Source organism: Sphingorhabdus sp., from assembly GCF_046292425.1.
Lineage (GTDB): Bacteria > Pseudomonadota > Alphaproteobacteria > Sphingomonadales > Sphingomonadaceae > Sphingorhabdus_B.
On record NZ_JBKBQV010000033.1, the window covers coordinates 19,077 to 28,345 of the forward strand.

A 9,269-nucleotide genomic window follows, 5' to 3' on the forward strand; every position below is an offset into this window, starting at 1 on the left:
TGCACCTTATTAACAGACATGGCAGTAAGGTTTAACCGCGCACTTAAACAGGATATAAGCCAATGGCCCTTGCCCATAGCGAAGCTGCCAACCCGCATTGGGTGCCGCGCACCAGGATTAATGATCTCTCCCATATCCCCGGCGAGAATGGGCCGCCCATCATCGGCACGACATTCCGAGTTCTGCGCGATCCGCCCGCTTATGGTGCGCATATGGTCAAAACCTATGGCAAGGTTTTCCGCACCAATGCCTTTGGCAACCCGACGGTCTCGCTGGTCGGCGCAGAGGCGAATGAGCTGCTTCTGTTTGATCGCGAGAAGCTGTTCTCGTCGGAACAAGGCTGGGGCCCGGTTCTCAATTTGCTGTTTCCACGCGGGTTGATGTTGATGGATTTCGACCATCACCGCATGGACCGCCGCGCTCTTGGCATCGCGTTCAAGCCCGAACCGATGCGTGCTTATACCCAAGACATGAACCGCATTTTTGCTGAGCAATTGAAGGAATGGCGCGGCGACATGCTGTTCTATCCGGCAATCAAGCAACTGACGCTTGATGTCGCGGCAAGCAGCTTTTTGGGCATTCCGCTTGGGCCAGAGGCAGACAAGATCAACAAGGCCTTTGTCGACATGGTGCAGGCATCGGTCGCACCTATCCGCGCGCCTTTGCCTTTCACGCCGATGGGCAAGGGTGTGGCCGGACGCAAATATCTCATCGATTATTTCGGGCCCCAGATCGCCGAGCGCCGCCGCAATGAAAACCGGCAGGATATGTTCAGCCAGTTCTGCCGGTCAAAGCGCGAAGATGGTGCCTTCATGTCCGACGGCGAACTCATCGACCATATGAACTTCCTGATGATGGCTGCGCATGACACAATCACGTCATCGGTCACATCTATGATCTGGCACCTCGCCAAACATCCCGAATGGCAGGAGAAATTGCGCGCAGAGTGCCTCGCGATTGCGCCTGCCGGATCGGATATCGCCTTTGCCGACCTCGATAAGTTTGAACTTACCGAATATGCCTTCAAGGAATCGCTTCGGTTGATCTCCCCGGTGCCTTCAATCCCGCGCCGTGCGTTGCGTGATTTTGAGTTTATGGGCTACCACATCCCTAAAGGCACATCGGTCAGCATAAGCCCGTCTTACGTCCATATGATGGAAGAATATTGGCCCAACCCGCACGAATTTGACCCCATGCGTTTTACGCCGGACAAGGTGAAGGCGCGGCACAAATATGCCTGGGTCCCGTTTGGCGGCGGCGCCCATATGTGCCTTGGCCTGCACTTTGCCTATATGCAGACAAAGCTGTTCATGCACCATTTGCTCACGTCGGTGCGGGTGGAAGTTGCCGAGGGCTACGCCCCGGAGTGGCAGGCATGGCCAATACCAAAGCCAAAGGACGGGCTGAAAGTGCATTTCCGGCCGTTGTAATTCCCGCGAAAGGTCACACCAAGGTCTCACCTAAACGATATTTGCACGCGGCTGATAACGACGCCCACAGCCGAGGCAATTTCCCGATGTCGGCACCGCAATGCCCATGGCATGACGGACTGCTCGGGAATCTGACAGCACAAATCCTACATTGCAAGCCTTGAGCGATGCCGTAAAGGTCTCGCCGCAGCGCATGGCTTATTCAGAACCGACAGATTGGAACCGTGACGGCATAAGGCGGCGCGGTATTGGCCTTGCAATTGCCTTATTGCTTGAGGCAATCATCATCATCGCGATCCTGAGCCTTGGTATGCGTGCCGGTGGACCAGCCGATGGCCCACGCGGCCTCAGTACCTTTTCACTGGAGGCGGAGGCTGATTCTGCCGCCTCTGCCGAGAAAAGCGACACACAAACACCCGTCATGCAAAAGCAGCAACGCACAATCACGCCGCCTATTCCGCCGCCTTTGTTACCGCCAGTAAATCCCGTCAAGGCACCCTCGCCCAATCCCGATTTTATAAAGGTCAGTAAATCCGAATTCGACGCGATGGACCTGTCAAAGCTGCCCGCCAGCGGGACGAGTGGTTCAGGGGATGGCAAGGGAAGCGACCAGGGGTTGAAGGGCATGATGGGTCCCGGCCTTGGCCCGGGCGGCGCGCAATTATACCCTGTTGCGTGGTTGCGTGAGCCGTATGACAGCGAACTGTCGCCTTATCTGGCGGCCATCAAACGCATTCCGCCCGGCGCATCGGCAGATATCGCATGCCGCATGGCCGAACATAACCGAGTCGAAAACTGCCAGATCATTGGCGAAAGCCCGCGCGGCACCGGCCTTGCCAAAGCGCTTCGACTTGCCGCTTGGCAGTTTTTGGTTAAACCACCGCGCATCGACAACAAACCGCAATTGGGCGTCTGGGTGCGCATTCATTTTGATTTCGGGATTAAGGCAATCGACGAAGGGACAGCACCAACGGAATAGGTGCTGCCCCTTCAAAACCAGCTCACTTTCGCGAAGCAACCCAGCCGTCGACTTGCTCTTCAAGAACATCCAGCGGCACGGGGCCTGATTTCAGCACCGTGTCGTGAAATCCGCGTATATCGAATTTGGACCCAAGTGCTTTCTGCGCCTTGTCGCGCAGCTCGCTGATTTTCAGGCGACCAACCATATAGGCTGTCGCCTGGCCCGGATAGATGATGTAGCGTTCGATCGCCTTCACGATGCCGCCGGGTGCATCCGCGCTATTGTCCTCGACATATTTGATTGCCTGCTCACGCGTCCAGCGTTTGTGGTGCAGACCGCTGTCGACCACCAGTCGGATCGCACGATGCAGTTCAAGCTGAAGGCGACCAAAGTCACGCGCTGGATCAGTGTACAGGCCCATATCCTTCGCCAGCTTCTCCGAATAGAGACCCCAGCCTTCGGAATAAGCGGTAACACCGCCAAATTGGCGGAATGCAGGCACGTCTTTCAACTCGGTCTGGATCGCGAGCTGCAAATGGTGACCGGGAACACCTTCATGATAGAATAATGCCTCCACCTCGGTCAGTGGCATGTCGGCCATTTTATACAGATTGGCGTAATAGGTGCCGGGGCGCGAGCCATCAGGACTTGGCCGCTGGTAAAAGGCCTTGCCCGCAGATTTCTCGCGGAAAGCCTCGACTGGCTTCACGACCAAAGGCGCCTTGGGCAAAGTGCCGAACCACTTCGGCAGCAAGGGTGTGATGGCATCCTGTGCCTTTTGTGTTTCGGACAAATAGAGCGCGCGGCCTTCGGCCGTTTCAGGTGCGTAAAATTTGGGCTCCGTGCGCATATAATTGAAGAAGGCCTGAAGATTGCCTTTAACCCCCATCTTTTTCTGGACGACGCCCATTTCCTTGTGAATGCGCGCGACTTGCGCCAGACCTAATTGGTGGATCTGTTCGGGCGTCATATCAGTGGTGGTATAATTGGCGAGACGTTCGGCATAATAGCCCGCCCCATCCTTGAACCGCCAGATGCCGTCGTCCGTTCCCGCAACCTTTTCCTGCGCGGTCATTTCCGAAATCAAGGCCTCATAAGCGGGCTTGACCGAAGAATTCAATGCTTGCGCCGCGTCAGCAATCAGCAGGTCTTTTTCGATTTGGGTGATATTGAGCTTGCTGACTTTTGATTTAAAATCCTCATATAAGGGCGCGTCAGGGCCATCATTAAATGGCGCACCGGTGATAACGTTGCGCGCGTCGTTGATGACATAAGGATAGACCCATTTCGGCGGCATTATGCCTTCCGCCGCCCGCGCCTTGGCTTGCGAGATAGCCTCCATCATGCCAGGGCCAAGGCCGTACAGGCGGTTTACATAAGCGCGCGCATCCGACTTGTTGTCGATGCGGTGGATATTGATGAGGAATGCAGGCAACTGGCTCTGTGCGCCGTTCATCTGGTCAAAGACATAACCATAGTCGTTATATTTGAAAGCGGCTTCGCTGCGTTCGGCGCGCTTTTCAAAGAGGCGGTACGACAGGCGGTTTTCAGGGGAAAGCTTGGCCGGGTCAAAGCGTGCGCGCATTTCCTTCAAAGCCGAACGTTCTGCCTCATTGGCGCGAATCTCGCCTGCAGTGGAAAAATCTCCCCAACGACCATAGTCACTGTCCTTGATGCCCCGATAGGATTTACCAAGCGGGGACAATGCCAGTTGCTGGGCATCATATTCTTCAAAAAAGGCTTTGATAGCAGCATTCTGGTCTGTTTCGGCTGCCGCCGTGGGTGCTGCCCCGGTCGTCTGCGCAACGGCAGGGGCGCCCATATGCACCAGAGCGATGGCTATGGCAGAAAAAGCGGTTTTGGGCATGCGCATACGAAACTCTCCTGAATTGTTTATGGCACCGTCATATCAGCGCGACGCGGGAGGGGAAGCAAGGATTGCGTGACTCGTCGAAAGTGCAACGGTCTTTGTCGATAGGCCAAGAATGCCCGGCGATCTGCGCTGGCGATCCTGCCGAAGAATAAGCAGATTGTTAACCATGATATCGTAAACCATGATTATGGAGAACCTTGCCCACAATCACACCATAAAGCACGGAAACGTACTTGCCCGCTATTCGCCTGCCCAATGGCTAGGGGTCTTGATCGGTATCATAATGCCGGTGGTTTCGGCCATGGCCTATCCGACCTATATGCACAGCATGCAGACGCCATGGGTCGAGTGGTCCCGCTTGTTGGAGGCGCCGTTCGTCTTGTGCGAAATTTTCGTGATTTTGTGGGCAAGCCGCAAAGGAATGGACTCGCATCAGCTTTGGCTGTCGCTGCCTTTCGACATAAAAATGGCATCAGCCGTTTTTGTTTTTGGCGTGTTCGCAAGCAGCCTGCTTATCTCCGCACATCCACTCCAATCGGTGACGATGTCGATTATAACGATCCTGCATCTGCTATTTGCGCTATCTATTTATCATCTGCTGCGCAGATCAAATATTCAGGATCTGACAATATTCTTGATGTTGCTGGGCAACGGATTGCTGGTGCTGGCTGCCCTGACATTTTGGCGATTTGCATTTCCTCCACCTGCATCAATGGTTCCCGGAGGAGTCATTGAGTGGGGCTCCGCATTGCCGGGATTTATCAGTATTCGTCACTTTGGTTCGTGGACGGGGGCCGTTGCGACCGGCTTTCTTGTCATGCTTCTTTTCGATGAAGATAAAGGGCGGTTGCCGTGGGTGCAGGCCTTTTATTTCCTCTCCGCATCGATGACGGTCTGGTCGGGTACGCGAGCTGCAGTCCTTGCGATGTTCATTGTAACGGCACTATCCATTTTGGTTCGAAGGAAAATGCCATCTATTCCAGCGATCACGGTTACCGGGTTGCTGACAGGAACGGCTACAACAGTGGCATTGCTATTGCCGCCATATAATCATCCCGATTTTCAGTTGTTTCTGTGGTCTGACGTCGCGAGTGCAAACCAGTTTACCAGCGACCGGCTGGAATTATGGGCGGCCACGTTCCAAAAATGGCAAGAATCTGTCGCCCTTGGGTGGGGATCCGGATCGATTTTTTGGGAGGTGTTTGTTGGATGGCGGCATACGCAGCCGCATAATGCGGTACTTCAGTTCCTGATTTCGTGGGGCGCCGTTGGGACTATGGCCGCTTTGTGGTTGCTTGGCCGGGCAATAACCGCGGTACGCATAGCAACGAAACGGAGCGCGTCCTTGCTGCCGTTGCTGGCTATCCTCTATACGCTTTTGTTGATGAGCCTGCTTGAGGGCATGCTCCATTATCCCCGTTTCATCATGCTCGTCATGATCATGTTCGCCGCGATTCTGGCACATGGCAACCGCCAGGAAACTTCCGCTTCCTAGTCTTCGTCGAGTTACCCGCTGTTTCTCAGCGCGGTGGCAATGGCATTGATGGTAAGCTGGATTCCCTCGCCAATCCGTTCGTCGGCTTCGCCCGCGCGGTGGCGTTTCATGAGTTCGATCTGGAGCAGGTTAAGCGGCTCGATATAAGGCAGGCGCAACCGGATGGAATTGTTGAGCGCCCGGTTCGCCTCAAGCAAATGGCTTTGCCCCGTGGCATCGAGCAGGCTGTCGCGTGATGCGTGCCAGCCCCCTTTTATGCGTCCGAACACGTCCTTTGCCAGCGCCTGATCCTCCACCAGACCGGCATAATGCGCAGCGATGCTCATATCCGACTTGGCCAGCACCATTTCCATATTGGCAAGGATAGTCTGGAAATAAGACCACTCGCCCGCCATCGCGCGCAACAGGCCCTTGTCGGCGAAATCCGCCAGCGCCTGGCCAGTGCCATACCAGCCGGGCAGCATGACGCGTGCTTGTGCCCAGGAAAACACCCAAGGGATTGCCCGCAAATCCTCGATAGCATCCGACGCTGTCCGGCTTGACGGGCGCGAGCCGATTTTCAGCGTCGCGATCTCGTTGATTGGGGTCATCTGACGGAAGAACTTACGAAAGCCTTGGGTGTCGTAAACCAATCCCCGATAATGTCGGAAAGCGCTGGCGGATAGCTCTGCCATGGCGGCCTTGAACCGCTTCACGTCGGCGTCGGCAATGGGGTCGCTGGACAATGTTGCCAGCAAAGTTGCCGAAGCCATGGTCTCAAGGCTGGTCACTGCGTTGTCAACCGTGCCATATTTGGCGGCAATGACTTCGCCTTGCTCGGTAATGCGAATTCGACCCTGCACAGTGCCCTTGGGCTGGGCCAGGATGGCACCAAAGGCAGAGCCGCCTCCCCTGCCCACTGCCCCGCCGCGTCCATGAAACAACTGCATGGCGAGTCCCGCATCTGCAAAAATGCCCGCAAGTGCGCTTGAAGCTTCGTACAATTCCCAAGTCGAGGTGAGATAACCGCCGTCCTTGTTCGAATCGGAATAGCCAATCATCACTTCCTGATGCCCGCGCGCCTGCGCCATCGTTCGCATCAAGGGAATGGCAAAAAAGGCCTGCATGGTTTTGGGTGCGGCTTGCAAATCAGCGATGGTTTCGAACAAAGGCACCGACATGATTGTCGCATGCGGATTGCCGTCGTCGTCGATCCGATACAGCCCGGCCTGTTTCAGCAGTACGTACACTTCAAGCATATCGGAAACGCTCGTCGTCTTGCTGATATTGTAAGTGGTGATCGCGGCACAGCCAAAGTCTGTCTGGGCCTTGGCAGCAGCGCGGACGATCGCAAGTTCCTTTGCTGTCTCCTCGCTATACTGAGTCCATTCGCCCGCCAGCGGTCGATTGTGCGACAGCTCGGCCATAAGCAAATCCACCCGCGCCGCCTCGTCCAGCGCGGCGTAGTCGGGCGCGACGCGCGCAGTCCGGAACAGCTCGGTCATGACTCGCTCGTGCACGTCGCTATTCTGGCGCAAATCAAGCGTTGCCAGATGAAAGCCGAAAATTTCCACCGAACGAATAAGCCGCGCGAGCGCACCGCCGCTTGCCAACGCGCCATCACCGTCGCTGGCAAGGCCAGATGCCACGGTGACGAGATCCTTCCTCAAGGCATCAGGGCCGTCATAAGGCGCGCCAGAGAGCTTTGACGGACGTGGTGGCTGATCACCTACCAGCTTGACATGCGTAGCCGCCAGCCGCGCGTAAATGCCCGACAGCGCCCGCCTATAAGGTTCGTCGGCGCGACTCGGCGCTGAATCACCGCTGGCCTCTGCAAGCTCCAGGACGGCTTGTGGCGTGTCGCTCATGAACGAGGAGATGGAAATTTCAGCGCCCAGATTGTGAATGGCCTCAAGATATTGCCGGATTGCCGTGCCGCCATTGCGCAGGACCGCGTAACGCAACGTGTCGGCATCCACGAAAGGGTTGCCGTCACGGTCGCCCCCAATCCAGCTGCCGAGTCGGACAAAGCCTGGCGGCCTGCCCCCAAGCGCCTTTTCCCAGCCAGCGTATAATTTGGGCAATGCCGTAAGGAATACGTCTTGCATCGTGGCGCGGGCATTTTCGATCTCATCTGCCACAAACAGCTTTTCACGTCGCAAGGGCCGCGTTTGCCACAATAACGCAATCTGCCGGTAAATGGCGGCCTCAATATCATCGCCATCATCAGTCACTTTTTTACCTTGATCACGTAACGACATCAGCCGCGCGATCCGGTTCTTGTGATCAATGATGCTCTTGCGCCGCACTTCAGTGGGATGCGCCGTGAGCACGGGAATAATCAGGCTGTCGCCAAGCAATTCCCTTATGTCGGTAAGGCCAATGCCTTCTGCTTCAAGCCGGGCGCAGGCTTCGGCAACTGTTGCACCGTCTTCATGTGCAAGGCCTTGGCGATCCTCTGCCAGATTCGCCAGAAGTGAGAACAGCATAAATCCGCGTACAAAGTTAAGCGTGTCATCCAGACTGAGCGCGCCAAGACCGCGGTCGCTTGATGCTGCGCCTTCAACGTTGCGGAACCGGTCAACGCTGGTGGAGCGGATATATTCGGTCTGCCGGAACAGACTTTCTCCTCCATAGGCGCGAATGACATCGCCAAGCATCTTGCCGAGAAAGCGGATGTCCGGATTTTGCGAAATGGCTTGCATGTTTTGACTGTTCATGCCCGGAATAGTGCACATGGTCACGGCACAAGCAAGCAATTGCGCCTCAACCCACAGGGAATAGCTATTCCCCGATTAACTGCGAAAGCCGTGCAATTTCGGCATTTTGTGCTGCGACATCTTCGGCAACAGGTCTTTGCGCCTCAGTCAGCAGCGCCGTCACGCCAGCATCCAGCGAGACCGCATCAGCAATCAGCCGGTCAAAATCCCGAAGCGCAGCAACCGAATCGGACCGCTTCTTGTCCAGACGCGACAGAAGAACATGCGCGTTCACCCACGCCTCGTTCCCGGGCGACGTTCCCGCCGCCCGTGAGGCAGTGCCCTGCACAGTGGCCAAGCCGCGCAGATAATCGCCGTGCGCGGTCCTGTGCCGGGCCAGAAGCGCGTCGACTTTTGCAGCCAGGGCGGCCGACAGCACGGACGGTGCAGCTGGCGATTCGGCAGGTGCGACGATAGGGTCGTTTGTTTCGTATGCCCGGCGTTCCAGCGAAGGAAATCTTGCGTCTGTTGGGGCACAGGCGGCAAGGATAAAGAGTATAAGCAAAGGGGATGCGGGCTTGAAATTCAACATGCGTGACGTCTAAGCCTGCATGCAGCCCCATGCAAGGGCATCGCGGCGGCCTGAGACGCCGCATTATACGTTGACATAGATATTCGCTTGGACTAGCTGCGCCCCTTCTTGCGTGGCCATGTCGGGATTCGTCTCCACTATGTCACGCGCCCGAGCAACCCGCCCTTACAAGGCGCTAAGCTGTAGAAACGGATGAGTTAAAGCCATGTTCGCAATCGTGCGCACAGGCGGCAAGCAATA

The 9,269-nt window shown here is 56.2% G+C and carries 6 protein-coding genes; 3 read left to right on the plus strand and 3 right to left on the minus strand.

The genetic code is table 11. The annotated features are described in order from the left end of the window. Positions 1-62: 62 nt before the first annotated feature. Together ACK4S7_RS08375 and ACK4S7_RS08380 are read left to right on the plus strand one after the other, a co-directional pair. A complete protein-coding gene (locus tag ACK4S7_RS08375) occupies positions 63-1,430 on the plus strand; it encodes a cytochrome P450 (protein WP_409645867.1) in 1,368 nt (455 codons plus the stop codon). Positions 1,431-1,590: 160 nt separating this feature from the next. Continuing rightward, complete coding sequence (locus tag ACK4S7_RS08380) at positions 1,591-2,409, plus strand: hypothetical protein (RefSeq protein ID WP_409645869.1); 819 nt, start codon at positions 1,591-1,593, stop codon at positions 2,407-2,409. Positions 2,410-2,431: 22 nt separating this feature from the next. Here the strand turns inward: ACK4S7_RS08380 and ACK4S7_RS08385 are convergent, their stop codons facing one another. After that, entirely contained in the window at positions 2,432-4,264 is a 1,833-nt protein-coding gene (locus ACK4S7_RS08385) for a DUF885 domain-containing protein (protein WP_409645871.1), read from the minus strand. A gap of 268 nt (positions 4,265-4,532) precedes the next feature. On the opposite strand from ACK4S7_RS08385, the gene ACK4S7_RS08390 reads away from it, so the two are divergent. Next, positions 4,533-5,759 (plus strand): O-antigen ligase family protein, encoded by a 1,227-nt coding sequence (locus ACK4S7_RS08390; protein WP_409645873.1) that lies wholly within the window; start codon positions 4,533-4,535, stop codon positions 5,757-5,759. Positions 5,760-5,770: 11 nt separating this feature from the next. On the opposite strand, the gene ppc is transcribed toward ACK4S7_RS08390, so the two are convergent. Both ppc and ACK4S7_RS08400 read right to left on the minus strand, forming a co-directional pair. Beyond that, positions 5,771-8,458, minus strand: coding sequence for a phosphoenolpyruvate carboxylase (gene ppc, locus ACK4S7_RS08395; protein ID WP_409645875.1), 2,688 nt, complete (start codon positions 8,456-8,458; stop codon positions 5,771-5,773). Positions 8,459-8,522: 64 nt separating this feature from the next. After that, complete coding sequence (locus ACK4S7_RS08400; RefSeq protein ID WP_409645877.1) at positions 8,523-9,029, minus strand: hypothetical protein; 507 nt, start codon at positions 9,027-9,029, stop codon at positions 8,523-8,525. Positions 9,030-9,269 lie beyond the last annotated feature (240 nt).